The 24,227-nt window shown below is 41.9% G+C and carries 28 protein-coding genes; 11 read left to right on the top strand and 17 right to left on the bottom strand.

The features are described 5' to 3' along the window. Positions 1 to 134 precede the first annotated feature (134 nt). The gene (locus Q0Z55_RS05415) at positions 135 to 632 is read right to left on the bottom strand and encodes a transglycosylase SLT domain-containing protein (RefSeq protein WP_297425255.1); all 498 of its coding nucleotides are present in this window, start codon (positions 630 to 632) and stop codon (positions 135 to 137) included. A gap of 105 nt (positions 633 to 737) precedes the next feature. Continuing rightward, positions 738 to 2,111 carry a dihydrolipoyl dehydrogenase gene (locus Q0Z55_RS05410; protein WP_297425253.1) on the bottom strand — a complete coding sequence of 458 codons (1,374 nt, stop codon included), beginning with the start codon at positions 2,109 to 2,111 and terminating at the stop codon, positions 738 to 740. Between the two features lie 138 nt (positions 2,112 to 2,249). Here Q0Z55_RS05410 and Q0Z55_RS05405 point away from each other — a divergent pair, with 138 nt between their 5' ends. Continuing rightward, a complete protein-coding gene (locus Q0Z55_RS05405) occupies positions 2,250 to 4,259 on the top strand; it encodes an Ig-like domain-containing protein (protein ID WP_297425250.1) in 2,010 nt (669 codons plus the stop codon). Between the two features lie 142 nt (positions 4,260 to 4,401). Here Q0Z55_RS05405 and Q0Z55_RS05400 read toward each other — a convergent pair whose 3' ends face one another. Together Q0Z55_RS05400 and Q0Z55_RS05395 are read right to left on the bottom strand one after the other, a co-directional pair. Continuing rightward, complete coding sequence (locus Q0Z55_RS05400; protein ID WP_297425247.1) at positions 4,402 to 4,833, bottom strand: sulfur transferase domain-containing protein; 432 nt, start codon at positions 4,831 to 4,833, stop codon at positions 4,402 to 4,404. Further along, the gene (locus tag Q0Z55_RS05395; RefSeq protein WP_297425244.1) at positions 4,826 to 5,161 is read right to left on the bottom strand and encodes a TIGR01244 family sulfur transferase; all 336 of its coding nucleotides are present in this window, start codon (positions 5,159 to 5,161) and stop codon (positions 4,826 to 4,828) included. Before Q0Z55_RS05395 ends, Q0Z55_RS05400 begins: the two co-directional genes overlap by 8 nt. Before the next feature lie 127 nt (positions 5,162 to 5,288). On the opposite strand from Q0Z55_RS05395, the gene Q0Z55_RS05390 reads away from it, so the two are divergent. From Q0Z55_RS05390 to Q0Z55_RS05380, 3 genes are read left to right on the top strand one after another with little or no spacing between them, the layout of a single operon-like run. Continuing rightward, positions 5,289 to 6,188, top strand: a complete 900-nt coding sequence (locus tag Q0Z55_RS05390) for an alpha/beta fold hydrolase (RefSeq protein ID WP_297425241.1) — start codon at positions 5,289 to 5,291, stop codon at positions 6,186 to 6,188. After that, positions 6,185 to 6,622, top strand: coding sequence for a thioredoxin TrxC (trxC, locus tag Q0Z55_RS05385; RefSeq protein WP_297425238.1), 438 nt, complete (start codon positions 6,185 to 6,187; stop codon positions 6,620 to 6,622). Before Q0Z55_RS05390 ends, trxC begins: the two co-directional genes overlap by 4 nt. A gap of 1 nt (position 6,623) precedes the next feature. Next, on the top strand, positions 6,624 to 7,043 hold the full coding sequence (locus tag Q0Z55_RS05380; protein WP_297425235.1) for an acyl-CoA thioesterase: 420 nt from the start codon (positions 6,624 to 6,626) through the stop codon (positions 7,041 to 7,043). Positions 7,044 to 7,087: 44 nt separating this feature from the next. Here Q0Z55_RS05380 and Q0Z55_RS05375 read toward each other — a convergent pair whose 3' ends face one another. After that, positions 7,088 to 7,576, bottom strand: a complete 489-nt coding sequence (locus Q0Z55_RS05375; RefSeq protein WP_297425233.1) for a YajQ family cyclic di-GMP-binding protein — start codon at positions 7,574 to 7,576, stop codon at positions 7,088 to 7,090. A gap of 91 nt (positions 7,577 to 7,667) precedes the next feature. Here Q0Z55_RS05375 and Q0Z55_RS05370 point away from each other — a divergent pair, with 91 nt between their 5' ends. Then, a complete protein-coding gene (locus tag Q0Z55_RS05370) occupies positions 7,668 to 7,979 on the top strand; it encodes a rhodanese-like domain-containing protein (RefSeq protein WP_297425230.1) in 312 nt (103 codons plus the stop codon). 25 nt (positions 7,980 to 8,004) lie between these two features. Here Q0Z55_RS05370 and mnmC read toward each other — a convergent pair whose 3' ends face one another. From mnmC to Q0Z55_RS05350, 4 genes are read right to left on the bottom strand one after another with little or no spacing between them, the layout of a single operon-like run. Then, a complete protein-coding gene (gene mnmC, locus Q0Z55_RS05365; RefSeq protein ID WP_297425225.1) occupies positions 8,005 to 9,843 on the bottom strand; it encodes an FAD-dependent 5-carboxymethylaminomethyl-2-thiouridine(34) oxidoreductase MnmC in 1,839 nt (612 codons plus the stop codon). Positions 9,844 to 9,867: 24 nt separating this feature from the next. Beyond that, positions 9,868 to 10,344: a hypothetical protein gene (locus tag Q0Z55_RS05360; protein WP_297425222.1), complete on the bottom strand. Its 477-nt coding sequence runs from the start codon at positions 10,342 to 10,344 to the stop codon at positions 9,868 to 9,870. Positions 10,345 to 10,350: 6 nt separating this feature from the next. Beyond that, on the bottom strand, positions 10,351 to 10,653 hold the full coding sequence (locus Q0Z55_RS05355) for a YciI family protein (protein WP_297425220.1): 303 nt from the start codon (positions 10,651 to 10,653) through the stop codon (positions 10,351 to 10,353). 20 nt (positions 10,654 to 10,673) lie between these two features. After that, entirely contained in the window at positions 10,674 to 11,285 is a 612-nt protein-coding gene (locus Q0Z55_RS05350; RefSeq protein ID WP_297425217.1) for a septation protein IspZ, read from the bottom strand. A gap of 47 nt (positions 11,286 to 11,332) precedes the next feature. On the opposite strand from Q0Z55_RS05350, the gene Q0Z55_RS05345 reads away from it, so the two are divergent. Beyond that, entirely contained in the window at positions 11,333 to 12,190 is an 858-nt protein-coding gene (locus tag Q0Z55_RS05345) for a PHP domain-containing protein (RefSeq protein WP_297425215.1), read from the top strand. A 10-nt stretch (positions 12,191 to 12,200) separates the two neighbouring features. Here the strand turns inward: Q0Z55_RS05345 and Q0Z55_RS05340 are convergent, their stop codons facing one another. Beyond that, complete coding sequence (locus Q0Z55_RS05340) at positions 12,201 to 13,112, bottom strand: bestrophin family protein (protein WP_297425212.1); 912 nt, start codon at positions 13,110 to 13,112, stop codon at positions 12,201 to 12,203. Between the two features lie 92 nt (positions 13,113 to 13,204). Continuing rightward, positions 13,205 to 13,888, bottom strand: a complete 684-nt coding sequence (gene radC / locus Q0Z55_RS05335) for a DNA repair protein RadC (RefSeq protein WP_297425209.1) — start codon at positions 13,886 to 13,888, stop codon at positions 13,205 to 13,207. Between the two features lie 112 nt (positions 13,889 to 14,000). Between radC and coaBC the strand changes: the two genes are divergently transcribed. Next, entirely contained in the window at positions 14,001 to 15,281 is a 1,281-nt protein-coding gene (gene coaBC / locus Q0Z55_RS05330) for a bifunctional phosphopantothenoylcysteine decarboxylase/phosphopantothenate--cysteine ligase CoaBC (protein ID WP_297425206.1), read from the top strand. Between the two features lie 44 nt (positions 15,282 to 15,325). Here the strand turns inward: coaBC and secB are convergent, their stop codons facing one another. From secB to rsgA, 4 genes are all read right to left on the bottom strand, one after another. Further along, a complete protein-coding gene (gene secB / locus Q0Z55_RS05325; protein WP_297425203.1) occupies positions 15,326 to 15,775 on the bottom strand; it encodes a protein-export chaperone SecB in 450 nt (149 codons plus the stop codon). Between the two features lie 27 nt (positions 15,776 to 15,802). Beyond that, positions 15,803 to 16,057 carry a glutaredoxin 3 gene (gene grxC / locus Q0Z55_RS05320; RefSeq protein ID WP_122900315.1) on the bottom strand — a complete coding sequence of 85 codons (255 nt, stop codon included), beginning with the start codon at positions 16,055 to 16,057 and terminating at the stop codon, positions 15,803 to 15,805. Positions 16,058 to 16,073: 16 nt separating this feature from the next. Next, positions 16,074 to 16,481, bottom strand: coding sequence for a rhodanese-like domain-containing protein (locus Q0Z55_RS05315; protein WP_297425197.1), 408 nt, complete (start codon positions 16,479 to 16,481; stop codon positions 16,074 to 16,076). 95 nt (positions 16,482 to 16,576) lie between these two features. Beyond that, a complete protein-coding gene (rsgA, locus tag Q0Z55_RS05310) occupies positions 16,577 to 17,635 on the bottom strand; it encodes a ribosome small subunit-dependent GTPase A (protein ID WP_297425194.1) in 1,059 nt (352 codons plus the stop codon). Between the two features lie 124 nt (positions 17,636 to 17,759). Between rsgA and orn the strand changes: the two genes are divergently transcribed. The 4 genes from orn to Q0Z55_RS05290 all read left to right on the top strand — a co-directional run bounded on the left by orn (position 17,760) and on the right by Q0Z55_RS05290 (position 21,994). After that, positions 17,760 to 18,314 (top strand): oligoribonuclease, encoded by a 555-nt coding sequence (gene orn / locus Q0Z55_RS05305; RefSeq protein ID WP_297425190.1) that lies wholly within the window; start codon positions 17,760 to 17,762, stop codon positions 18,312 to 18,314. 112 nt (positions 18,315 to 18,426) lie between these two features. Further along, a complete protein-coding gene (locus tag Q0Z55_RS05300; RefSeq protein ID WP_297425187.1) occupies positions 18,427 to 19,161 on the top strand; it encodes a Bax inhibitor-1/YccA family protein in 735 nt (244 codons plus the stop codon). A 147-nt stretch (positions 19,162 to 19,308) separates the two neighbouring features. Continuing rightward, positions 19,309 to 20,112, top strand: a complete 804-nt coding sequence (locus tag Q0Z55_RS05295; RefSeq protein WP_297425185.1) for an enoyl-ACP reductase — start codon at positions 19,309 to 19,311, stop codon at positions 20,110 to 20,112. A 91-nt stretch (positions 20,113 to 20,203) separates the two neighbouring features. Further along, complete coding sequence (locus Q0Z55_RS05290) at positions 20,204 to 21,994, top strand: tetratricopeptide repeat protein (RefSeq protein ID WP_297425183.1); 1,791 nt, start codon at positions 20,204 to 20,206, stop codon at positions 21,992 to 21,994. A gap of 76 nt (positions 21,995 to 22,070) precedes the next feature. Here the strand turns inward: Q0Z55_RS05290 and Q0Z55_RS05285 are convergent, their stop codons facing one another. Both Q0Z55_RS05285 and Q0Z55_RS05280 read right to left on the bottom strand, forming a co-directional pair. Next, the gene (locus tag Q0Z55_RS05285; protein WP_297425181.1) at positions 22,071 to 22,772 is read right to left on the bottom strand and encodes an IS1 family transposase; all 702 of its coding nucleotides are present in this window, start codon (positions 22,770 to 22,772) and stop codon (positions 22,071 to 22,073) included. 57 nt (positions 22,773 to 22,829) lie between these two features. After that, positions 22,830 to 24,227, bottom strand: coding sequence for an efflux transporter outer membrane subunit (locus tag Q0Z55_RS05280; protein ID WP_297425179.1), 1,398 nt, complete (start codon positions 24,225 to 24,227; stop codon positions 22,830 to 22,832).

Here is a 24,227-nt window from a genome sequence, read left to right as displayed (position 1 = left end):
TACCCATGTGAGAGTAAGTCATCGCCAGCTCATTATTCTAAAAAGGCCCCCTGATCATTGATCAGGGGGCCTTTTTTTATGCCTGAAATTTGAATATAAAAATAGCCCAAATATTTTGGGCTGAGTAAGACAATTTATAACTGTTTTTTTAATATTTTTTCCTTTTCTTTGACCTGTTTGGCATATCTTTTACCTTGCCGCTTCATTTTCCAGCTATTTTCATAACCAGTTGGTCCAACATTATAGTAAGCCAGTGCTTTTTTAAGACTACCTGCAGATTGCTGATAACGATTTAAGATATAACTGCCACAGGCAATATTAATATCGACTTGATATAAATCACCAGGGCAATTTTTTTGCCAATATTTAGGCATAATCTGCATTAGCCCGACTGCCCCAGCACCTGAGCTTACTTGTGCACGATAACTTGATTCTTGTTGGATCATGGCTGCAACAGTAAGTGGAGGTAAATCATAACGCTCGGCATTTGCTATAATGACTGGTGCAACTTGTTGAGCCACTTGTGGCGAAACTTGGTAAGCATTTTGTAGTCCTTGGGCAAGTTGTGTGGAACGTTGTTGAAATGAGCCATGTAAACTATTGCATCCTGTAAATGCTATACATAAGCTCATTAGCCCAAATGTTTTTAAAGACAAAAATTGCACAATATAGACCTAAAATTAAACCTTAAAAAATTCAGCCAAGCTTGGCTTTTCATAGCTCAGCCTCTGTGTAGCTTAACTTAGTTGGCGTCTTGCATGCTTTAGCGCTGTTCTCAAACCTTCTTCTAAAGTTGGATGATAAAACGGCTTGTTCAAAGCATCTTCTAATGTTGCATCAGCATCAATCAGCCACGCTAAAAGATGTGCTAAGTGCTCTGCTGTTGGGCAAAATAATTCTGCGCCTAGAATTTTACCATCTTTTTTGCTGATATAAATTTCTACTGCACCTTGGTTTTTAGCCAATACCTGTGCACGCCCTTGACCTTCATAACTTACAAAACCTGTCACAAAATCAATATTTTCTGCGCTTAATTGTTTATGGGTTTTAGCTACACTTGCCATCTCTGGTTGACAAAATACAATCCCTAAAGCAGTTAACGTTTTAATGGGTTTTACATCAGGAAAGTTTAGGCAATTTTGTACTGTCATTTTACCTTCATGCGCAGCCTCATGTTGAATGGGTGTAGAGCTATGTGCATCTCCAACAACAAAAATCGGATAAGTCCCTAGCTGCTTTGTATTGGCATCAATCGGTAGTTTTTTGAGATCACTGAAACTTTGATCAATGTTTTCTAAATCAAGCTGTTTTAATTGGCTCTCACGACCTGTGGCCACTAGCACATAATCGGTTATTAAGGTCTGTTGTTTGCCTTGCTGGCTATATTTGATCTCAACTTGTCCATTGAGTTGATTGATTTTTTCAGGCAATGTTTCAAATAAAATTTTGATTTCTTTCGATAAAGTTTTTTGTGCAATCTGTTGTAATTGAGGGCTAGTTAAAGAGCCTACTTTGCGGCTACGTGCAAACATGGTGACTTGCACACCTAAGCGTTGCATGGCTTGTGCTAATTCTAACGCGATCACACCGCTGCCAATGACTGCTAGAGATTTGGGTAAATGAGGGAGTTCAAAAATTTGATCTGATGTGATGAGTAAATCACCCAATTCATCTTTCCATGCTTGATCATAAGTTGGCGTAGAACCGACTGCCACAATAAAACTTTTGCTTTGATAATGTTGACCATTGACCTCGATGGTATTGGCATTGATAAATTTGGCTGTACCTGAGATTTTATGTTGGGTAGGCCATTTTTCTACATCATCAAGGGTGGCTTGAGTAAAGCGGTCACGTAAATTACGCCCGCGTGACATGACGTCAGATGTATCCACTGTAGCATTTAGACTTAAGCCCATGTCGTTGGCATGCTGTATATCATGCATACGATTGGCACTTGAAATGAGTACCTTACTTGGCATACAGCCTACACGGGCACAGGTAGTATCCCATGGACCTGCATTAATAATTAAAATATTTTGTGTATGGCGAGCAGCTTGTTTATATGCTGCGATGCCAGCAGTGCCAGCACCGATAATAATAATGTCATACATCAATAAAACTCCTTTTTTAAGAGGATAAACAATCTTTGCTTTAAATTATGATCATTTACAACAATTAACAAATATGCTTACATAGCACACGATAATCATTATTACAGCTTCAAAAAGCTTTGAGGGATAGACTCGAATATGTTAAATGTATCTAAATTTTCTGCCTTGGCTTTAGCCATTTTATTAGCAGGCTGTGGGGGCGGCGGTAGCGATGGTTATTACGACCAAAGTGGATCAAATAATAACTCAGGTGGTAATGCTAATAATCCAGGGACTGGTGAGGAAGTACAAACAATTAATATTAGCGTGATTGAGCTTCAAGATAGTAATGGCATGAGTGGTCAAACTATTACTCCACTCGGTGTCATTGCTACAGTTAAAGTAACAGATCAATCAGGTCAAGGTATCAGTGGCGCGGTTGTTAACTTTAGCTCTACAGCGCCTGTTGTATTTGGTACAACAAATGGAGCTGTATTGAGTAATGCTGAAGGTATTGCAAGTATTACTGTAATGCCACAAGATGACACTACTACAGGTGTGTATCGTATTGCTGCACAAGCTGAATATGATGGCAACACTGCAAGCAATGAATTAGCCTTTAGTTTACAGGCACTTAAGGTTAATTTATCACCCATTACTGTCGCTAATGCAAGTCTAGCATCGGGTGGTTCGACCAATGTAAGTTTAACAACATCAAACCAATATGGTACTGCACAAAATAATATTCCTGTGAATTTTAATGCAACGTGCGGTACGTTTGAACCAACATCTGTTACATCTGTGAATCAAGGTAATGTATTAACATCCTATAAAGCAATCTCTGCAACAGGTGACTTGTGTGAAGGTCCTGTCACAATTAATGCAGTTACAGCGAATGGTCAAACCTCTGTATCAACTAATTTAAACGTACAAGCTATTTTAGCGGACTCACTTGTGTATAGCAGCACAGCACCTGTGAATTTAGGCATAAAAGGTAGTGGTGCAGCAGCTTCTGGTCAAATTGAATTTACTTTATATGCAAATGGTGTTCCTGCTGCGAATAAAGATGTCGTACTCACCATAAATGAAGCACCGAGTGACTTAAGCTTTGGAGATTTGAATAATCGTCTACCAAAAATTATTACGAGTAATGCTGATGGTAAAGTCTTTGTTAATTTATATCCGGGAAGTATTCCAGGTCCGGTAGAAATTCGTGCAGCATTAAATGATGATCAAACTGTATTTGCATTATCTAAAGATGTCAGCATTTCTGTGGGTCGTGTGACACAAAACGGTATGAGTCTTTCAGTTTCAAAACAAGCTTTACGTACAGATATTGATGGCGATAGTGCTACCATTACAGCACGTTTAGTCGATCGTACAGGTAACCCAGTGCCGGCAGGTACGGTGATTAGCTTTGTATCTGAAGGTGGTAAGGTTGATTCAAATTGTATGACCAATGCTGCTGGTGTATGTACAGTAACTTTGACCACACAAAATCCACGACCACTAGACAATCGTGTTAGTGTATTGGCTTATGTTGAAGGTGATAAATCTTATATCGATGTAAATGGGGATAACATTTATACAGCAGGTGTTGATACTTTAACTCGCAATATTGGTGATTTTTTCCGCGATGATAATGAAAATAATCTTCATGACTTAGGTGAGTTTATTTACCGTAAAGCGGCAGGCAATTTAGCATGTACTGCATCTACGGTTCTGCAACCAAATATTCAAGAAACCTGTAATAACGACCTAAATGCAGTATTACGTCAACAGTTGATCTTTGGATTCTCACATGATACACCGACATTGGTATGGGGAATGGGAGTCAATGAGGCATCAGTTTTAGGCGATGATAATTTCAGTTTCCAAGTATTTGGTAATAGCCAACAAAGCGTGCCTATGCCATCAGGTACAAGCGTGAGTGCTGAAAGTGCAGACAAAACCGATAATAATAAGACGTGTAGCGTCGAATTACGTTCTGGTTATACAACTGTTCCAGGAGTAATTGATCTTAATAACTTAAGTACATTTGTGGATAGTTTAGACACTGTATCTCGTTATAATGTGCTTGTACGTGACTGTGCGGCTGGTGATGATGTGAAAATTGTTACAAGTGTCCCAAGTGGTAAAATGACAACATCTTGGTTAAGAGTAAAATAACAAAACTTAATCGCTAAAAAAGTCCAACTTAAGTTGGACTTTTTCTTATATCTGGTTGCCAACCATAACTCCTGCAGTTGGGCGCAGTTGCATAGATTGACATGCAGCAAGAGATAAACAACAAAGTAAAATTAAACAGAGTTTATTCATGTAATAAGCCTTGTGCTTTTGCCTGATCAAAAAGGACTTTCGAGCGCGTACCGCTACGACAGACCATTAAGATTGGTTTAGGAAGCTCATTATAGTATTTGGCAAATTCAGCCACGTCTGTTGCAGAAATTTTACCACTGACCACGGGTTGATAAATCACACTGACATGAGCATGTTCAGCAATGCTACGCAATTGATTTACTGTGACCAAATTACCTTGCTCTTGATCAGGACGATTCACGATGACCGATTTAAAGCCCTGTTGCATCAGTTGGGTAAATTTCTCGGTGTTCATTTGCCCAGTAACACTAACATTGGGGGTGAGACTTTTACTCAATGGCAAAGTTGCTGAACCTGCAAAGCTTAGACTTGTTAAACTCAAAGCGAGGACAGTGATCACAGCTGCCAAAAGCTGCTTAGTCATCTAATAAATCCATTTGTTTGGCAAGTTGATACAAATTATTTGAGCGATTACCACTGCGGCAGAACATCAATACTGGTTTTGGTAATTCATTAAAATGATTGGCAAAAGCACGTACATCTAATTCGCTAATTTGACCTGCCACAACGGGCTGATATACGTAGTCAAGACCTGCTTGACGCGCAGCTTCTTCAATTTGGGCGCTGGTAGGTTGCTCGGGGCCACCTTCAAAGTCAGGACGGTTGTTAATCACAGATTTAAAGCCTTTTTCAACCACTTGGCTAATATGCTCTGCGCCAATTTGACCTGCAAAACCGACTTGATCGCTCATGCTTTCGCTCCATTATAAGATGTATAGATAATGAGATATAATAGCATTATGCTGAAAACACAACCTTAATCTGTTGCGGTTTTTACAAGCAATTACAGCAAAACACAGCCATTAGCATGGGGCGCTTATGTATCGTTACTTCGTTGAACCGCTGTATGTGAAAAGTGATAAAGAGGTATTGGCAGCGGATTTTTATCACCCTGAAACGAAAGTGCCACCTGCTGTGATTATCATGGCACATGGCTTAGCTGCCTTACGTCAGTTTAAGTTGGTTGAGTATGCCAAAGCCTTTGCCACGGCAGGCTATGCAGTGGTGCTGTTTGACTATCGGTATTGGGGTGGGAGTACAGGGCGTCCGCGTGAATTGGTCTCAATCAAGCATCAGCTGCATGATTGGCATGTAATGATTGAGCATGTCGCTGCACGTAAATCAATTGATACCAACAAGATGGTATTGTGGGGCACAGGCTTAAGTGGTGGCTATGTGTTAAATGTAGCCGCAGAATTACCGCAAATTCGTGCTGTCATGGCCCAAGTTCCCTTTGTTGATGGGGCGGAAACGGCCAAGCAATATCCCTTACATACACTACCCAAGGCTTTAAAGCTCTCTAGCCAAGATTACATGGGCGCAAAAGTCGGCTTGGCCCCCAAATATCTACCTGTAGTTGATGCACACCAATTTAGTTTTTTTAATGGCAATGAGCAGCATCGCGATTATCTGTCTATTGTACATCCTGATTATTACTGGAGCGGTCAGATTCCAGCTCGGGCATTATGGCAATTAATACGTTATCGACCTATCACCGACGTGCAGCATATTCGTTGTCCGGTTTTGTTTATCGCAGCCCAACACGATGCACTGGTGCCGATTGATGTCAGTCGCGACTGTGCCACGCGCATTGCACCGTATGTACAGTATCATGAGTGGCCGATGCAACACTTTGATATTTATCATTCCCCATATTTAGACCAAGCCATTCAAACGCAAATTGCCTTTTTAGATCAATATATTGGAGTTTCATCATGATTATTGTTTGCCCGAGCTGTCAGGCTAAAAACCGTGTGCCTGAAGATAAATTACAGGCCAATCCAAGTTGTGGTCAATGCCAAGGTCAACTCATTCCGCTTGCACCGATTGATTTAAATGAACAAAATTTTGGTCAGTTTATTACAAGCAGTGATTTGCCCATTTTAATTGATCTGTGGGCTGAGTGGTGTGGTCCATGTAAGATGATGGCACCGCATTTTGCCAAGGTCGCTCAGTCTTATCCAAATGTGGTGTTTGCTAAGATTGATACTGAAGCCAATCCACGTTTAAGCAGCGCCTTTAATGTGCGTAGTATTCCAACACTTGTGTTGATGAATAAAACCACAGAAATTGCTAGAATAAGCGGTGCACTACGATCTAGTGAACTACAACAGTGGCTAGATCAGCATCTTCATGCCAATACTGGGAGCTAATGTGTCAGATCTCTTAAAGCCAGAAGGGACTTTATCTCTTCAAACTATTGCAATGCCAGCCGATACCAACTGGAGTGGTGACGTTTTTGGTGGTTGGATTGTATCGCAAATGGACTTGGCAGGTGCAATTCATGCAGAACGTTTCTCTAAAGGACGTTGTGCCACCATCTCAATTAACCAAATGACTTTTTTGGTGCCTGTAAAAGTGGGTGATGTCATCACGTGCTATACCAAACTGTTAAAAGTGGGTAATACTTCATTGCAAATGCAAATTGAAGTGTGGGATAGCCATGACAGTTCACGTCCAGCGCGTCGTGTGACTGAGGGAGTATTTACCTTTGTGGCTGTAGATGTCAAAGGCAACAAGCGTCAGATTCCTGAGGATGTCAAGCAGGCGTGGCAAGCAAGTCAAACGGCTTAAGCGTTAGCGTTAAAAAATCCCGCAGATGGCGGGATTTTTTTTATTTAGTCTTTAAAGTTATTAAACTGTAATGGTAGACCAAATTGCTGTTCTTTTAAAAACGCCATGACTTGTTGCAAGGTGTCACGCTTTTTATCCGTGACACGGATTTTATCGCCTTGAATTGACGATTGCGCCTTAATGCCACTTTCTTTAATGGCTTTGTTAATTTTTTTGGCAGTGTCAGAATCTAAACCGTCTTTGAGTTTAATGACTTGTACGTAATTTTTGCCAGAAGCCGCTGCTTTTTGTGGGTCAAGCGCTTGTACGTCGACTTTACGCTTATAGAAGTGGCTTTCTAACATGTTGTACACTTGTTCACACTGGAAATCACTTTCAGTCGAGATTTTAATCTCTTTCGATTTTTCGTTGAGCTCAATTGAAACGTCCTGACCACGGAAGTCAAAGCGCGTGGCAATTTCTTTTTGCGTGTTTTGCACCGCGTGATTTACTTCAAATAACTCTAATTCAGATACAATGTCAAAAGAAGGCATAGTTTAGACCTTTACAAATGGAAAGAATATCTGAGATGCTAGGGATGTTTTCTTCATTTGCCAAGTGTTGTTTACATCAAAGGAGTGCACAATGATCCGTAAACAAGAAATTACAACATTTGAGTTCCCAGAAAATGCAGTGATCTGGGATGTTCGTGAACCAAGCTCGTATGCAGAGGGACACATTCAAGGTGCGATAAATCAGCCTATTGCCAATTTATCAGCAGAGAGCCTAGCTCAAGTGGCAGCGGATCAACCGGTTTATATTCTATGTGGTGGTGGCAGTAAAGCTCCGCGTGCAGCAGAATTATTAGAAGGTTTTGATAGTTCACGCGAATATGTCGTGCTAATGGGAGGCACTCGTGCTGCTCGTGATGCAGGCTTTACCTTAGAGCAAGGTTAAAAAAAAGCGCCGTGAGGCGCTTTTTTTATGCAGGTTTAAAATAAGGTTTTTTAGCCTTAACTTTTTTATAAAAACGCGTCACTTGCAATTTTTGACGTAATGTTTCTGGCACAGGGCAGGCTTGTTTTAAAATTTCAGCCACTAAGATCTCACTACACAGTGGCGCAAATAAGAAGCCTTTAGAGCCTAAACCGGCAAGGGTGTAAATCTGTTGTTGATCTTGTACTTTGCCCAACAGTGGAAAATAATCCAAACTTTGTGCACGTACCGAAGCACGACCTTGCCAATGTTCAACATCCATTAAATTGTCTGCATAAGCTGGTGCAACGCTTTTAAGCAAATTCAGATTGTGTACATGATCTTCGGCTAAGACTTCGCTATCCTCACGCTGAGGATAAAAAGAGGCGCCTAAAATTAGCTGCTCTGCATCTAACTGCATGCAATAACCACCATAACTATAGGCTTGATCTAAAGCCAAACTATGCTCGGCATTATTAAGCCAGCTGACTTGACCACGAATGGGTTTTAAAACTGGATAATTGTCAATTAAAGCCGCACTTTTAAGTGCACTACACACAATGACATGATCAAATTCACCCAAGCATGCTTGATTGGAATAAAGTATTGGGCATGCATCAGTTGTGATCTGTGTAATGTGAGCGTGCTGAAGTTCAATTTGTGGATGCGCTAAAATTTCTTCACATAATAGGTGCGGTGTAATAGCAGCCGCTTGATGTAAGGTTAAACTTGCAAGATCTGTAAAACGATCTTGAGTTTGAGTACTTAAGACTTGTTCAGGATACTCCTGAGCCAGATCTAACAGCTGTTCAGGATTTTTTAAGGCAATTTGATTGACTGCAATTGGGCGATACGCCTTAAATTTTGCATAATGACGCATTGCGTGTTGCCATGCTAAGGTCATCAAATGTTCATGCGCTTGTTCAATTGGACACAGCTTAGGATTCAGTAATGCCAAAGGATTACCTGAAGCGCCACTTAAGGCTGTATTTGCCTCAAAGATGGTGACAGCATGCCCGCGTTGGGCAAAGGCCCATGCTATGCTTAAACCGGCAATCCCTGCGCCTACCACAGCAATACGCCGTGAGGTGGCAAGTGGTTTTTCTATATTTTCTGTTGCGGGCCAAATACCTTTGAGCATTTCGCGTTTGTGTTTAAAGCCGCGTGGTCGTGAAATTTCAATGCCATGCTGTTTAAGACCGCGTTTAAGCACGCCTGCCACGCTAAATGAGGCGAAGGTTGTGCCTACATCGGATAAGCGTACAAGATGGCTTAAAACTTTATCTTCCCACATATCTGGGTTGCAAGAAGGTGCAAAGCCATCTAAAAACCATGCATGTACTTGATGCGTTTTAGGAATAACTGGAAAAACGTCATGTGCATCGCCGAGCCATAAATCTAAGCTAAAGCGCTCATTGGGGAAGTTTAAACGATGGCAACCTGCAATCGGTAGCGGATACTGCGCTATGAGTTGCTCAGCCAAAGGTGCAAGTTCTGGCCACGCTTTTAAAGCACGCTCTAAGTCATTTTTCGTCAGGGGGAATTTTTCCACCGAAATGGCATGCAAATGACTGTTGTTGATTGGGCGTACCTGTTGCCACAATTGCCATAGCGCTAAGATATTTAAGCCTGTACCAAAACCGGTTTCACCGACACAAAAATAACCATAGGCCTGTAATTGAGCAAGGCGCTGGCTTAAATCGTTGCCATTTAAAAACACATGCCGCGTTTCAAGTAAGCCATTGTCTTTAGAAAAATAGACATCGCCAAATTGTTTAGAGACAGGGACTTCAATCCCATCGACCAATTGCCAATCGAGATCGGCTGTTACAATGCTGTATGACACAAGCAGCGCTTCCTTCAATCAAAATTACCACTGACGACGGCGTTTATTGTAGATATAGCCTGCTAAGACAAAGCCTAAAACTACCCCAACTACCATGGTCACTGCACCATATAAAAACATTTGCGCGCTACGTTCTGCTTGCAGAACTTGTAACTGTACGCCTAGATTATCGTTTTTAAGTTGTAGTTCTTGGTTTTGGGCTAAGGCTTGTAAATTGGCACGTTCAAGTTGTTGTAAACGTGTTTGTTGATCTTTGACTAAGGCTTTAATAGCTGCTTCTTGTTGCGCTTTGTTTTTAGTGGCATCTAGGCTGGTTTTGCCTGTGGTTGGGGTATTGGCGGCCCCTGTAGGCGGTGTGGTGGGACGCGTGGCCGGTAAGGTGGCTGGTGGGCTTGTGGTCGTCGTGGTGGTATCTGTGCTAGGCACAGTAGAGGGTGTTTCTAGCGCCCATGTAAAAGAGCTGAATAAACAAAGGGTAATTACACCACAGACGACACGCATAAGACCTTATCCTTTTGGGAATGCTTTATTAAATGGCTTTACGTCAATATGAGCGTAAACACCTTCACGTAAAAATGGCTCTTCGGCTAACCATGCATCCAATGCTTCACGGCTATCAAAGTCCACAATAATGGTACTGCCATAAAAACCTGCTTGTAGATTACTTGGGTCTTTTGGCATTGCACCAGCCACAATTAAACGACCTTCATCATCTAATTGCTGTAAACGTGCAAGATGTTCAGGGCGTGTGGCAAGACGTTTTTCTAAGCTGTCTTCTTGATCTGTGCAGCTCACGACAAACAATGGCATGTGATGTCTCCAAAGAGTGATTATGTAGACGATTTAAAGTATTTACGTAACAAAATAAACTGGGCAATGATAAAGGAAAACATCACGATCATGTCACCAAATGCGGTGAATTCGCCCCAATATTTGCCATCTAAAAATAAATAGGCAAAGAAACAATGTAAAAACGACATCAAGGCAAACATTGCAGCCCATGCGTAATTGAGTTTCATCCAAGCTTTGGCACTTAAATCAAACACAGGGCCAAACAAACGCTGAATCAGTGGACGACGATCTTTCATAAAAAATGGCGACAATAAGAATGCACCAGCAAAGACTAAATTCAGTAATACAGCTTTTAAACGAATATAAAAATCATCGCTCAGCATTAAAGTCACGCCACCAAAAATCACCGTCATAAACAACACAATCCATTGTTGCTTATCAAGGCGGAATTTTTGCATGACAAACATCACGCCGTAAACGACTAGCATCGAGAAGATTAAGCCGGTGGTTGCCACTAAAATATTGTTGTTATCCACACCGCCTGCAGAACCAATCAATTGTAATAGCGGGTGTTGAGTATCATTAGGTTCGACGGTTTTATATAAATAAAAGAAAATAATGAGGGGCACAAAGTCTAAAAGTGCTTTCATGTTAGAGTATCTAAATCTGAGCAAATGAATGAAATGTAGTATAAGTGATGGAAGGCGTAGATTTACATACACACAGTAATATTTCTGATGGAACTTTGTCACCGTCTGAACTGGTTCATGCCGCCTTAGAAAAAGGCATTCATACCTTGGCGCTCACTGATCATGACACCATGGATGGTCTAGCTTTAGCGCGACAAACCGCACAAGCCTTAACGCCTCCAATCAATATTATTTCAGGCGTTGAAATTTCCAGTCAATGGTCACGACCTGCCACCAAAAAGAGCTATAGCGTGCATATTGTGGCGCTCAATATGCAACAGCCTGAACCCTTGTATATGCTGCTTGAACAACAAAAAATCATTCGTGCCCAGCGTGCTAAACAGATTTGTGATTTGCTGGTGCCGTTAATTGGGCAAGAGATTTATGCTGATGTTTTAGCTAAAGTCGATGGGATTGCTGATCGGGTCACGCGTAGTCATATTGCACAAACTTTAGTAGATAAAGCAATTGTCAGTCGTGCCCAACAGGCCTTTGATAAATACATTAAAGAAGGCAAAAAAGCCTATGTCAAATTTGATGGTTTGGGTTTGGAAGAAACTATTGAGGTGATTCATGCCGCAGGTGGTTTTGCCGTGTTGGCGCATCCGACTCGTTATGATTTATCTGCCACCAATATTCGTTATTTGATTGAGATTTTTGCTAAATTTGGTGGTGATGCTGTTGAGTTACCGCCTGCGATTGAACCGGCATCTACACGGCAAATGGTGGATCGTATGATTGCCGAGTTTAATTTAAAAGTTTCGGTGGGCAGTGATTTTCATGGTGCCAATATGCCGTGGATTAAACTGGGTCACATTCCACGGCTTAAAGATGGGCAAGTTGGAATTTGGGAAAGCTTTGTTTAATCAAGCCCTATTAAAGTAAATTATGATCTTGGGCTTGAATCGGCGGTGGCGTCGGTTTACCTAAAGTGCCAAGTAACTCAATTTCAATGGTACGCACCATGGCATCAAGCGGTAAGTCGTTGCTTTGGGTGCCAAAAGGTTCTTCAATTTCGGTACTTAAAGCATCTAAACCTAAAAATGTATAGGCCAAAATACCCACCAATAAAGGTGTGGCTAAACCAATGGTGGAGCCTAAACTAAACGGCAATAAAAAACAGAAAAAATACACGGTGCGATTGAGTAACACAGAATAAGCAAAAGGTACTGGAGTGGTGGCAATACGATCACAGCCAGTTTGCACAATGCTTAATTCCATGACATGTTGATTCATTTGACTATAAATAATGTCAGAAATTTCACCTTCTTTAAGGGCTTGCATCAATTCCCATTGAATCAAACTTAAAGTGTATTGTGGTGCATTGACTTGTTGGTACAGCTGTTTAATGGCCTGTTGACTCATACCACTGGTTTCGACCAACGCTGTGGGATTAGCAGTTTGATGGCGCAAACGATCGCGTAATACGTTGGCAAATAAAATCACATGCTGAATCACCCGTTCCCGCCGTCCTTGACTGAGCATACGGCAATCACGGTCAAAGTGGCGTGCATTGGCAATTAAAATGCCCCATAACTTACGTGCTTCCCACCAACGGTCATAACACGCACTGTTTTTAAAGCCTAAGAAAATAGACAGTGCCACACCTATTAGAGTAAAGCCAGCTAAAGGCAATTCAGGAAAATGAAAGTAACCGCTATAGGAGAGTCCACCCACAATCGCTGAGATCAGCATCACAATACCAAGAGGAGGGAGAACTTTGGGTAAGATGGTGCCACGCCATGAAAATAGCAGCTTGAAGATGTTCATTTGCTCGCGGACAATCATGAGGCAATATCGTGACAAGGATGTATTGATCTTCAATATTTCTCAATTTTTTGTCAATAGATATGCGCCTAATTAATCAAGAAAACAAGCAATTACAGCAATTGATGTTCGGCAAATGAAAAACTGCTATCACGGGCAATAATGCAGTGATCAATCAGTTGAATTTCTACCAAAGCACAGGCGCTTTGAATGTGCTGTGTTAAATTCATATCGGCTTTTGAGGCACAAGCTTGGGCAAAAGGATGATTATGTGCAATCACCAAATGTGTGGCATGCTGAGAAATGGCAAAACGTAAAATTTGATTGATTGAAACAGCACAGGAATTTAAGCCACCAAAGAATAATTTTTTAAAGGCAAGATGACGCAATTGAGCATCTAAACACAGCACAGCAAAGACTTCACGCGTTTCATCTAACAGTTCAAAGCGTAGGTATTCTAATAAACTAGTTGAATCATGAAGGTTGATCGGTTGTTGCTGCAATTGCTGCGTAATATAGCGTTTACCGAGTTCTTTGACTGCCATGAGTTGGGTATATTTACTGGGTCCAATGCCATGTAGCTGTGATAGTTGCTCAAGGTCGGCATTTAAAATATGGCTTAAATCACCAAAATGCTGTAACAAATGTCGGGCTAACTCAACCGCAGAGCAACCTTGTGTGCCTGAGCGTAAAAAAATCGCCAAGAGTTCTGCATCGGATAAACTTGATGCACCATATAAAATCAAGCGTTCGCGTGGCCGTTCTTGCTGTGGCCAATCTTTAATCGTATTTTTCATTTTATTGTACTTCTTTGGTCTTAGATGTTGAGCGCCCAATAGTGCAGTCACTTGGGTGTTAGATTATTTAATGCTATTGTGAGCGCCACTGCAACACAAAGGTAGCCGGTGCGTGAGCTTTGATCTAAGTGTAATTTCAAATAAAAATATTCTATTGGCGGTCACAGGCGGCATTGCTGCATATAAGAGCGCAATTTTGGTTCGTCGTTTAAAAGATGCCGGATTTAATGTTCGTGTGGTAATGACTGAAGGTGCACAAGCCTTTATTACGCCTTTAACCTTTCAAGCCTTATCTGGCAATCCAGTACATACCCAATTGCTTAATCCCGAAGCTGAAGCGGGGATGGGGCATATTGAATTGGCACGTTGGGCAGATTTATTGCTGGTTGCGCCTGCAAGTTGCGACAGCTTAGCCAAATTTGCTGCTGGTTTGGCTGATGATTTACTCTCGACCTTGTATTTGGCCACTAAAGCCCCAGTTTGGGTAGCGCCTGCCATGAATCAGCAGATGTGGGCGGCTAAAGCCACGCAACGCAATTTGCAAACTTTAATTGAAGATGGCGTGCATGTGATTATGCCGGATGCAGGTTCGCAAGCTTGTGGCGATGTAGGCCTAGGTCGTATGCCTGAACCTGAAGATTTAGCCCGCCAAGTCACGGCTTATTTTCATCAAGCACAACGTGAAATTGCCGAAAAATTCGGGTTATTGGCTGGTAAGCATGTGGTGATTACCGCAGGTCCAACCCGTGAAGCGATTGATCCGGTGCGTTATATCTCCAATCACAGTACCGGTAAAATGGGTTTTGCTTTAGCTGCTGCTTGCTATGCCGCAGGGGCCAAAGTGACCTTAATTGCAGGGCCGGTGAGTTTAGATACACCAAATGGTGTGGCACGCATTAATGTGCATTCAGCGCAAAAAATGCTTGAGGTGAGTTTAGAGCTACTTGAGCAAGGCTGTGATATTTTTATTGCGACCGCTGCGGTTGCCGATTATCGCGTGGCAGAAGTGGCCGAACATAAAATTAAAAAGTCAGGCGATGAACTGCAAATTGCTTTAATTAAAAACCCAGATATTGTCGCCACCATTGCCCAACAAGCCAAACGTCCATTTATGGTGGGCTTTGCCGCAGAAACACGTCATGTGGAAGAATATGCAGCCGGTAAGTTGGTCGCGAAAAAACTGGATATGATTGCCTGTAATGATGTTTCACGTAGCGATATTGGTTTTGCTTCTGATGAAAATGCCATGACGGTATTTTTTGCCCAAAACTACCAAATGCCAAAACGTGATTTAGAAAAAGCCTCGAAACAAGAGATTGCACAGCAATTGGTTGAGGCTATGCATGATGCGCTGCATCATTTAGATCAAAAGAAAGCTCCCTTTGCTGATTAAACTCGTAAAAAAAGCCCGCAAGTGCGGGCTTTTTTATTCAGCATTTAAGCTTGACCTTCAGCTGCCGCTTGCGCGCGCTGTAAGTTGGCTTCAAATTCTGCATCAAAGTTAATTGGCGTTAACAATAATTGCGGGAAGCTGCCTTTAGTGACCATATCGTTCACCGCTTCACGTAAAAACGGGAATAAAATGTTCGGGCAGTATGCACCGAGTAAATAAGGCAGACGTTCTTCTTCTACGCCATCAATCAAGAAAATACCCGATTGTGTTACATCTACGATAAATGCAGTTTCGCCTTGGTTATTGGCTTGAACAACAACTTTTAAAGACACTTCAAAATGCGTCGGGTCAATTTTCTCAGCAGAAGATGACAAGTTTACATTCAGTTCTGGTTCCCATGCTTTGGTAAATACAGCAGCGCTTGGTACTTCAAATGAAATGTCTTTGCTATATAAACGCTCTAAAGCAAGTTGCGGTTGTTGTTGTTCGCTCATGATTTAATCCTTAAAAATAAATGAAAATTATGCCAATAATTCGTCAAGTTTGCCTTCACGATCAAGCGCATACAGTTGGTCAAAACCACCAATAAACTGATCGTTAATGAAAATTTGCGGCACAGTACGATGGTTGGTACGCTGCATTAGTTCTACGCGTACTTCTGGTGCTTCTTTAGATAAATTGATTTCTTTATATGCAACGCCTTTACGCTCAAGGAGCTGTTTTGCGCGAACGCAGTAAGGGCATACAGTTGTTGAGTAAATTGTGACTTCAGCCATGCTGTTCTCCTTGGAGTTATTTTGCTTTAACCAATGGCAAGCCTTGCGCTTTCCAGTTGCTAATCCCACCGTCTAAGCGGTAAGCGTCATTGTGACCGACTTGTTGTAAGGCTGTACCTGCCACTTGACCTAAATTACAGATAAACACCAATGGGCGCTCAGCTGCTTTTAATTCTTCAATGTGACTTGTGAGTTTGCTGTAAGGAATGTTACGGCTGCCACTGATGTGACCTTCACGGAAATCTTTGGCATCACGTAAATCAATCAACATGGCATTTTGTGCTTTGACTAAAATACCTAAGGATTGAGCCGAGATTTTGCGACCGCCACGTTTGCCTTCAATCACGAAGAACAACACCAACAGTACCGCAAGGGCACCAAATAAGAAGGGGTGATTCCCCATAAATTCGAACCAACGTTCCACAAGTCACCTAAATTAAAAATATAAATTGCCCAAAGTATAGCTGATTAGATATGGTGATCAAACTCAGCGCTTCAAGCTAAAAGTTGATGTTGGTATTAATTTTTTTGATTGGCTTCTTCGATTTCATCAATCAAACGTAAATAACTGTCTAAACGGCGTGCCAAAATTTCACCGTCTTGCACCGCTAAACGTAAAGCGCATTGCTTTTCGTGTTTGTGGGTACAGTTACGAAATTGACAATAGCCCAAGCGATTTTCAATTTCAGGGAAGCCTTGCTGCACTTTATCAGCGTCTAAATGCCACAAACCAAACTCACGGATCCCCGGTGAGTCAATTAACGCGGCACCTTCACCAAAGCCAATTAAACGCGTTGAAGTGGTGGTGTGTTGACCCAAAGCTGAGTTTTCAGAAATGATATTGGTCTTTTGTGCCGCATCTGGAACAATGGCATTAATCAGTGTGCTTTTACCTACACCTGATTGACCGACAAATGCTACAGTTTCGCCGGCTAAACGTTGTGACAATGTGGTTAAATCACCATCGGCACGGCATTGCAGCACTTCATAGCCTAAATCTTGATATTCTTGCAGCAGGGTTAAAATGGCGTCATTTTCTTTGAGCAAGTCAGATTTATTCATCACCAACAGTGCCGGAATATCAGCATCGGCACAGGCCACCAAATAGCGGTCAATTAGGCCCGGTGCTGGTTCAGGCAGGGGCGCAAACACAATCACAATTAAACTAATATTGGCCGCCACAGGTTTGACTTTATGATAACGATCAGGGCGTGTAAGCAGTGAGCGACGTGGTTGAATCGCAGTAATAATCCCTAAACCGGTATTCGGATCGGCTTGCCATTTCACACGGTCGCCGGTGACCAATAATTCTAAATTGGTACGGGTATGACAACGCCATACACTGTCTATTTCAATGGCTTTCCAAAACGGTTCAGGCTCACCGTCTACCACCACAGGTTTTTCAGGATGGACATCTGGCAGCGACAAAGCTTGCACTTCAAGCTGGCGACCATAATGTTGTACCACCAAGCCTTCTAAATCATTTGAAGTATCCAGCTCTTCTTGGCGTGTTTTGTGTTGTTTCTGAATTCGGCGTTGCTGCTGTTCAGTTAAACGACGTTTACGAATTAAGGCCATTCACATCCTAAAAAAACCTAAAACTGAGAAAGGCAAAATAGCATGAAGCAGGGGGCAAGTTACAGCACTCGGGCAATAAATTTGCTACTATAATTGTTTTTTAACCGAATAAGATTGCACATTTATGAGCAGCACCCCTGACACTCGCCTCATTTGGATCGACCTTGAAATGACAGGTCTAGATACCGATAACGACCAAATTATTGAAATTGCAACCATTGTGACCGATGATAATTTAAATATTTTGGCTGAAGGTCCTGTGCTTGCCATCCATCAATCATCGATTAAGCTAAATGCCATGGATGAGTGGAACACGCGTCAACATGGTCAATCGGGCTTAATTGAACGCGTGCGCCGTAGTAAACTCACCGCGCGTGATGCTGAATTACAAACACTTGAGTTTTTGAAAAAATGGGTCAGCCCAAAATCGTCACCCATGTGTGGTAACTCGATTTGTCAGGATCGCCGTTTTATGCACCGTTTAATGCCGGAGCTTGAACAATTTTTCCACTATCGTAATTTAGATGTATCAAGTGTCAAAGAATTAGCTAAACGCTGGCGCCCTGAAATTATGCAAGGCTTAAAGAAAAATGCCTCGCATTTGGCGATGGACGATATTCGTGATTCGATTGCAGAACTGAAATATTACCGTGAATACTTCTTCATTATGAACAAGTAAAATAAAGAGGCCATGTGCCTCTTTTTTATTTACAAAAATAAATCGCTTTGCCATCGGTTGTGCATAAAAACTGCTTAAACTAAGTAAAGCTTCAGTTTAAAAGGGCAACAATATGCAAAGTAATAACCCAATTTTGACCCGTGTTGAGGTCAGTGGCGACTATAGCCAACCGATGACGGTACAAGGTGCGATTCAAAAATCAGTATTGTTAACCGTGATTGCCGCCGTGCTGGGTTTAGGTTTATTTTTCTACACGATGCTGACTGGTCAAGCGGCAATTGCGTATGCAGCAGCCATAGTGGGTGCCATTGGTGGTTTGATTTTGGCGTTAATTGCTACATTTAAACCCAATACTGCACGTATGCTGGCCATTCCTTATGCCTTGTTTGAAGGTGCGTTTTTAGGCGGAATTTCGGTGATTTTTCAGCAAAAATTTCCAGGTGTGCCATTACAAGCTTTACTGGCTACTTTTGTGACCACTTTGGTGATGTTTGCTTTGTATCGTATGGAACTGATTCGTGCTACGGAAAAATTTAAAGCGGTGGTGATGTCGGCAAGTTTAGCGATTGCCATGGTGTTTGTGGTACAAATCATCATGAGCTTGGTGTTTGGGTCAAGTATTCCGTATGTGTTTGAAAGCAATTGGCTTGGCATTGGTTTTGCCGCTTTTGTGGCAGTGATTGCCTCGTTAAATTTAATTTTAGATTTTGATTTAATTGAAAGCGGTGCTGCTCAGTATGCACCCAAAGCTATGGAATGGGTATCTGCCATTGCCTTATTGGCCACTTTGGTTTGGATGTATTATTCATTCTTACGCTTATTGAGTTTGATTCAAGGCGATGACTAAGCTCCATAGATCAAATTTAAAATCGCGCAGTTAAGCGCGATTTTTTATGGCTTTTGCATAGATAGTGAAAAAAAGATGCATTATGCAATTTCCCAAAGCCTTCAGAGTTGGCATTATGCTGTTAAATTATTTTAAGAGAGAAGTCACATGTCACAAGGACTATTGGCAGGTAAGCGTTTCTTGATCGCAGGGATCGCCAGTAAATTATCGATTGCATTTGGTATTGCCCAAGCCCTCCACCGCGAAGGTGCAGAACTTGCCTTTACCTATCCAAACGAAAAATTAAAAAAACGCGTGGATGATTTTGCTGCACAGTTTGGTTCAACTTTAGTTTTTCCATGTGATGTTGCAAGCGATGCTGACATCGACAATGCATTCTTAGAATTGGCGAAGCATTGGGACGGTTTAGACGGTGTGGTGCATTCAATTGGCTTTGCACCTGCGCATACTTTAGATGGTGACTTTACCGATATTACTGACCGTGAAGGCTTTAAAATCGCGCATGACATCAGTGCCTATAGCTTTATTGCGATGGCGCGTGCAGCGAAGCCATTATTGTTAGCACGTCAAGGTTGTTTATTGACTTTAACTTATCAAGGTTCTGAGCGTGTCTTACCAAACTACAACGTGATGGGCTTAGCCAAAGCATCTTTAGAAGCGGGTGTACGTTATTTAGCATCAAGCTTAGGTGCTGAAGGTATTCGTGTCAATGCGATTTCTGCCGGTCCTATTCGCACGCTTGCAGCATCAGGCATTAAATCTTTCCGTAAAATGTTAGATGCCAACGAAAAAACTGCACCATTACGCCGTAACGTGACCATTGAAGATGTCGGTAATGCTGCACTTTTCCTATGCTCACCATGGGCAAACGGGATTACTGGTGAAATCTTGTATGTAGATGCAGGCTTTAACACCGTAGGCATGAGCCCTGAATTAATGATGGGTGACTAATTCCATCTTGTTTAAAAAAAGCACCTTTTTAGGTGCTTTTTTATGGCTTAAGGTTAGAATAAATTTTTAAAAACGACAACTTGGGGAAGCTATGTGGTTTTTAGGGCTTGTGATCTTAAGCGTTATTGGCTTTGGGATATGGTTATATCAGCGTAAATCGCCTGTGGAACGGGATCAGCAGGTCTTAAGTGATGCCTTATGGGTGGATCAAGTGGATGCTGAATTGGCGTTGGCAAGATCTTTGTTTGAGGGAAAAAATCCTGATTACGAGCGTGCCTATACCTTATTACAAAATTTAAGTCAGCAACATGAATTGCCTGAAGCCTATATGTATATGGCCTTTATGCAGCAACAAGGTTTAGGGCGTCCTGTAGACATCAGCGCTGCCAAAGCTTTACTTGAAACTGCACATCAACGCGGTAGTGATGAAGCAAGTTACTATTTAGGGCAAATCTGCCAAGCCGAGCAAGATAATGCCAAAGCCTTATATTGGTATCAATATGGTGTGGCGCGTGGTAATCCAAATGCGCAATATCAGTTGGCTGAATTTTATTTACACGGTATTGAAGTTGAACAGGATATAGAAAAAGCACAACATATTTGGATGGATGCGGCCAAAAAAGGGCAGGTAGAAGCGCAATATCGTCTGGCTGAATATTTGTGGCAAGGACAATATTTTGCCAAAGACCAAGTACGCGCCAAACAATATTTACATCAAGCAGTCCAACAACAACATCCACATGCGATTGCTTTGTTTAAACAGATTCAAGAGACCCAAGGCTTTAATACAGATCACAGCATTGATTTACAATATTTAAAACAACAAGCTTTTGCAGGTGACCAAGCAGCACAATATCGCTATTGTTTGGCTGTACTTAAACAACTGCTAGATACAGAACAAAACGAGGCAGTCATAGCGCTGCTTCAACAAGAAAGCCAACAGCAAAAAGCCTATGCCTTAAGTTTACTTGGTAGTGCCTATTATCACGGTTGGGGCGTGAGCGCCAATACACGCCAAGCGTTTCAATATTGGACGCGTGCCGCAGCCAAAAATGAGCCGATTGCCTTATGTAGCCTTGGGTTTTTGCAACAGCAAGGAATTTTACTTGAGCAGCCAAACTTTGCGCAGGCATTGGCTTTGTATCAACAAGCGGCACAAACAGGAGAGGTTGCTGCCCTGTGTTTATACGCTGAATGTTATTTGAATGCGGTAGGCACTGCTGCCAATCCCTTACAAGCGCAGCAATTATTGAGCACTGTTGCTAAGAATTTTTCAGTTGAAGTGAATACAGCAGCCGATGCTCTGTATGTTTTGGCTTTATTTTACGCACAACCTTTACATGTATTTACTGATCAAGACAAAGCCAATCATTACTTACAACAAGCTGCTAACATGGGTTCAAGTCAAGCCATGCTTGATATTGCACATGCCTATTTAAATGGTCAATCTGGCTTTGATGTCGATTTAGCCCAAGCGCGTGCATATTTTGAATTTGCTATGCAGCATGGCCATGTAACAGCACAAACTCAGTATGCCTTATTGTTGTTAGATGGACACGGTGGAGCGCAAGATCAAGCCCAAGCCTTTGAGTATTTACAAGCAGCCGCCCAACAAGACAGCTTAGCCCTGACCCATCTCGCCCGTTGTTATGAACAAGGTTTGGGTGTGGTGGTGGATCTGCCACGCGCTTTGTCGCTTTATCAACAAGCGATTGCTCTAGGTGAGCCCGAAGCCTATTTCCATATGGGACGTTTGTATGCGCAAGGGCATGGGGTGGTGCGTAACATTGATCAAGCGTTGGAGTGGCTTGAACAAGCCAAGCATTTAGGTCATGTGCAAGCGGCAAAGCTAGCCGACTCTTTACAACAAGAATATGAGTAAAAAAACCGAAGCATTGAGCTTCGGTTTTTTGATCTACAGTTTAATTTTTGGTGGTGTTTTAAAAAGTATGCTGACATTAAATGAAGCCATTATTGATGTAAAAGAAGGTTAAGTCGAAGGCTTTAAAATGGTTTTCAAGCTTTTTGGAGAAATTACAACTTCTTCTAAAACCACGCCTTATTCGATGCCTTATTTTGCAATTATTACCTTCAATTCCTACAGTAAAAAACTTACCAATACTTCGCTTGCAGTTTTTAAAAGCAGTGATGAAACTGTCCCAATGATCACTTGCAATTCGGGTGTAGTGAATACCTAATTGTTTAAGCTTTGTCTTCAACCTTTGGACTGTAGCTAAATCTCTCTTACCCCAAACATAAGCAACAATCTCACCTGTTTCTCGATGGTAGGCGTAAATAAGCCATTGTTTATTATTTTTATTTCCAACAAAAGTCCAGAATTCATCTACTTCGAGAGATTCATAATGACTTTGTTTAGGCTGAATTTGATAGGCCGATTCAGTTAAAGTCCGTAAGACTTTACCGATACTAATGCGCTCAACTTCAGCGATATCTCGTATACCGCTGCCTCTGACCATTAACTGTAATATTTTACGAGTAATGCCAGAATTACATCCTAGATAGCTCAGAGCATGGTCACCAATAAACTGACGTTTGCAGTCTTTGCATTGGTAGTTTTGTTTCCCATCTACTTTGATGCCATTTTTCTTTATACTGTCACTGAGGCAGGTTGGACATTTGATTTCTAGAGTTATTTGCATTTCTCTATTTTATCAAAATTCAACCTGCTTTTTTTAGCATACTTTTTGATACACCACCTAATTTTTAAGTGGTGAACCACCTAGAGTTTGCATTAAAGTCACATACGCGTTGTATTGGCTTTGTTTGGTTTGCACCAAAGACAAACGTGCATTACGGGTAGTGGCTTGGGCATCTAAAACATTTTTTAAAGCAATTGCACCATTTTTATAGCGCACTTGGGTTAAACGTTCGGTTTTTTCAGCCAATGCTACATTCTGTTGTTGTAGTGCCACTTGTCGGTTAAGTTCGGTACGGTTCGACAGCGCATTTTCTACATCGGCAAAGGCTTGATACAAGGTTTGACGATATTGAACAATGGCTTTTTCATAGTCTAAATCGCTAATGGCTAAGTCTTTTTTCATATCGTTATATTGCAAAAATGGCAGACTTAGACTTGCCCCTAAAGCTAAGGTTGGATTTTGCAATAATTGCGTTAACGACGTGCTTGATGCACCTAAATTGCCGGTTAAGCTAATCGATGGATAATAACTGGCTTTGGTGGCATCTTTATTGGCTAAGGCTTTACGTAAACGTAACTCAGCAGCTTGTAAATCTGGACGACGCGCGAGCAAACTTGCCGGTAAACCTGCCTCAATATTGGGTAGTTTGAGTGTTCCTAAACCTTTAGGTTCGGTGATGCTCAATTGTTGTACTGGGCGATTGAGTAATACGGCAAGCGCCGTGCGTGTTTCAAGCAATTGCTGCTGAATTTGACTTAAACTGGCACGTTGGCTTTGTAGGGCTTGTTCCGCTTGAGTCACTTCTAAGCCTGAAACCGCTCCTGCACGATACTGACTACGCACCAAATTATAGGTTTGTTGGGTGCTATTTAAATTTTGCTCCGACACAGCGAAGCGTTCATTTAAATAGCCCAACTGCCAATACAATTGCGTGGTGGTGGCAATCAAACTTTGTGCCGTGGCTTGTAAATCTTGTTCGGTGGCCAAAGCCTCCCAACGTGCCGCTTCAGTTTGACTGGCCAAACGTCCAAATAAATCTACTTCGTAGCTGACACCGCCACTTAAAGACACACCGCGAGCGCTATCTTCACCTGAATTTAAGTCAAAATTGTGTCCTGTAGAGACACTTGAATTGACCCGTACCCCTTGGCGATCTTGGGCTAAACCTGCTTGTAAACGTGCTTGTTGTAAATTGATACCCGCCACGACCAAATCACTGTTGCTGGCTAAGACCTGCTCTACCAACTGATTTAAGTTGGCATCATTAAACAAAGTCCACCAACGATCTGCATAAACATCGGCATGAATCTGATCAGATTTTTTGGCATTCAGCGCAAAACTTTGTGGTATATCCACCACAGGCGCTTGATAGGGGGTCTTAACCACCGCAGCACAGCCTGTAAATGCCGTGCCGATCAGTAAAGCTGTGCAGAGTTTGGAAAGCTTCATAAACAT

Origin of the sequence: uncultured Acinetobacter sp. (assembly GCF_947626835.1) — a bacterium.
In the GTDB taxonomy this organism is placed as follows: Bacteria; Pseudomonadota; Gammaproteobacteria; order Pseudomonadales; family Moraxellaceae; genus Acinetobacter.
This window is presented reverse-complemented; position numbering and strand designations above follow the sequence as displayed.

Bases quoted from the DNA above. Each gene is read 5' to 3' on its own strand.
- Q0Z55_RS05415 (WP_297425255.1), bottom strand. From the start codon at position 632: ATGAGCTTATGTATAGCATTTACAGGATGCAATAGTTTACATGGCTCA.
- Q0Z55_RS05410 (WP_297425253.1), bottom strand. From the start codon at position 2,111: ATGTATGACATTATTATTATCGGTGCTGGCACTGCTGGCATCGCAGCA.
- Q0Z55_RS05405 (WP_297425250.1), top strand. From the start codon at position 2,250: ATGTTAAATGTATCTAAATTTTCTGCCTTGGCTTTAGCCATTTTATTA.
- Q0Z55_RS05400 (WP_297425247.1), bottom strand. From the start codon at position 4,833: ATGACTAAGCAGCTTTTGGCAGCTGTGATCACTGTCCTCGCTTTGAGT.
- Q0Z55_RS05395 (WP_297425244.1), bottom strand. From the start codon at position 5,161: ATGAGCGATCAAGTCGGTTTTGCAGGTCAAATTGGCGCAGAGCATATT.
- Q0Z55_RS05390 (WP_297425241.1), top strand. From the start codon at position 5,289: ATGTATCGTTACTTCGTTGAACCGCTGTATGTGAAAAGTGATAAAGAG.
- trxC (WP_297425238.1), top strand. From the start codon at position 6,185: ATGATTATTGTTTGCCCGAGCTGTCAGGCTAAAAACCGTGTGCCTGAA.
- Q0Z55_RS05375 (WP_297425233.1), bottom strand. From the start codon at position 7,576: ATGCCTTCTTTTGACATTGTATCTGAATTAGAGTTATTTGAAGTAAAT.
- Q0Z55_RS05370 (WP_297425230.1), top strand. From the start codon at position 7,668: ATGATCCGTAAACAAGAAATTACAACATTTGAGTTCCCAGAAAATGCA.
- Q0Z55_RS05360 (WP_297425222.1), bottom strand. From the start codon at position 10,344: ATGCGTGTCGTCTGTGGTGTAATTACCCTTTGTTTATTCAGCTCTTTT.
- Q0Z55_RS05355 (WP_297425220.1), bottom strand. From the start codon at position 10,653: ATGCCATTGTTTGTCGTGAGCTGCACAGATCAAGAAGACAGCTTAGAA.
- Q0Z55_RS05350 (WP_297425217.1), bottom strand. From the start codon at position 11,285: ATGAAAGCACTTTTAGACTTTGTGCCCCTCATTATTTTCTTTTATTTA.
- Q0Z55_RS05345 (WP_297425215.1), top strand. From the start codon at position 11,333: ATGGAAGGCGTAGATTTACATACACACAGTAATATTTCTGATGGAACT.
- Q0Z55_RS05340 (WP_297425212.1), bottom strand. From the start codon at position 13,112: ATGATTGTCCGCGAGCAAATGAACATCTTCAAGCTGCTATTTTCATGG.
- radC (WP_297425209.1), bottom strand. From the start codon at position 13,888: ATGAAAAATACGATTAAAGATTGGCCACAGCAAGAACGGCCACGCGAA.
- secB (WP_297425203.1), bottom strand. From the start codon at position 15,775: ATGAGCGAACAACAACAACCGCAACTTGCTTTAGAGCGTTTATATAGC.
- grxC (WP_122900315.1), bottom strand. From the start codon at position 16,057: ATGGCTGAAGTCACAATTTACTCAACAACTGTATGCCCTTACTGCGTT.
- rsgA (WP_297425194.1), bottom strand. From the start codon at position 17,635: ATGGCCTTAATTCGTAAACGTCGTTTAACTGAACAGCAGCAACGCCGA.
- orn (WP_297425190.1), top strand. From the start codon at position 17,760: ATGAGCAGCACCCCTGACACTCGCCTCATTTGGATCGACCTTGAAATG.
- Q0Z55_RS05300 (WP_297425187.1), top strand. From the start codon at position 18,427: ATGCAAAGTAATAACCCAATTTTGACCCGTGTTGAGGTCAGTGGCGAC.
- Q0Z55_RS05295 (WP_297425185.1), top strand. From the start codon at position 19,309: ATGTCACAAGGACTATTGGCAGGTAAGCGTTTCTTGATCGCAGGGATC.
- Q0Z55_RS05290 (WP_297425183.1), top strand. From the start codon at position 20,204: ATGTGGTTTTTAGGGCTTGTGATCTTAAGCGTTATTGGCTTTGGGATA.
- Q0Z55_RS05285 (WP_297425181.1), bottom strand. From the start codon at position 22,772: ATGCAAATAACTCTAGAAATCAAATGTCCAACCTGCCTCAGTGACAGT.
- Q0Z55_RS05280 (WP_297425179.1), bottom strand. From the start codon at position 24,227: ATGTTTATGAAGCTTTCCAAACTCTGCACAGCTTTACTGATCGGCACG.